The 1,169-nt window shown below is 64.8% G+C and carries 1 protein-coding gene; it reads left to right on the top strand.

Annotated elements, in window-relative coordinates:
- Window positions 1–88: 88 nt before the first annotated feature.
- Entirely contained in the window at window positions 89–1,105 is a 1,017-nt protein-coding gene (locus C693_RS0106015) for an IS110 family transposase (protein WP_017461349.1), read from the top strand.
- Window positions 1,106–1,169 lie beyond the last annotated feature (64 nt).

Here is a 1,169-nt window from a genome sequence, read left to right as displayed (position 1 = left end):
CTGAAAACTCATGTCGCCGCCTCCCGCGCGTGGCGGTACGTTCGATGTCACCACAACGTCGGACGTCGCCCCGCGACAGGAGGCAGCCATGTCACTTTACGCAGCCATCGATCTGCATTCCAGCAACAGCGTGTTGGCCGTCATCGATGGCCAAGGCAAGCCGCTGCTGCAGTGTCGACGCCCCAACGACCTGCCACGTCTGCTGACGGATTTGGCGCCGTACCGGGAGGAGCTGGTCGGCATGGCGGTGGAGTCCACCTACAACTGGTACTGGCTGGTCGATGGCCTGATGGATCATGGCTACACCGTGCACTTGGTCCACACCGCGGCGATTCCGCAGTACGACGGCCTGAAGCACGGCGACGATCACACGGACGCGCTGCACCTGGCGCAGCTGATGCGCCTGGGGTTGTTGCCGGAGGGTTACATCTATCCGCGCGAGCAGCGCGCCACGCGCGACCTTTTGCGCCGCCGCTTCGCCCTGGTCCGGCAGGCGGTGCGGTTGATGTTGTCGATCCAATCGAGCTTCAGTCGCAGCACCGGCAAGCAACTGTCGGGCAATGCACTGCGGCAGCTGACGCCGACGCGATTGGTCGAGCTGTTCCCGGACCTGGCTACACGCTACGGCGTGCTGATCCAGTTCAAGCTGTGGCTCACTCTGCAGGATCAGATCGCGGCACTTGAGCAGTGGATCGGCAAGGACATCGCTCGACCGGACCTGCTGATGCGGCTGCGCAGCGTGCCCGGCATCGGCCCGATCCTGGGCATGACGATCCTGCTGGAAAGCGGCGACATCGACCGGTTCGCTTCGGTGGGCGACTACGCCTCGTACTGCCGCATGGTCGAGAGCGTGCGGTTGTCCAACGGCAAACGGAAGGGGCATGGCAATCGCAAGTGCGGCAACCGCTACCTGTGCTGGGCATACGTAGAGGCGGCCAACCACGCTATCCGCTTCGATCCGCTGATTCGACGCTGGTACGACCGCAAGCGCGCCCGCAAGCACCGCGTGGTCGCGATCAAGGCGGTGGCGCACAAGCTGGCGCGTGCCTGTTACCACATGCTGCACGAGGGCACGCCGTTCGATCCGGCACGCGCCTTCGGCTGATCACGCTGGCGGTCGCAGGCCGGAACCTGGGGTTGGACACGAGCCAGCACTCTGAAAGGTCGCG

Source organism: Dyella ginsengisoli LA-4 (assembly GCF_000334915.1).
GTDB classification, from domain to species: domain Bacteria; phylum Pseudomonadota; class Gammaproteobacteria; order Xanthomonadales; family Rhodanobacteraceae; genus Dyella_A; species Dyella_A ginsengisoli_A.
This window is presented reverse-complemented; position numbering and strand designations above follow the sequence as displayed.

Coding starts and splice junctions, on each gene's coding strand:
- C693_RS0106015 (WP_017461349.1), top strand. CDS start 89: ATGTCACTTTACGCAGCCATCGATCTGCATTCCAGCAACAGCGTGTTG.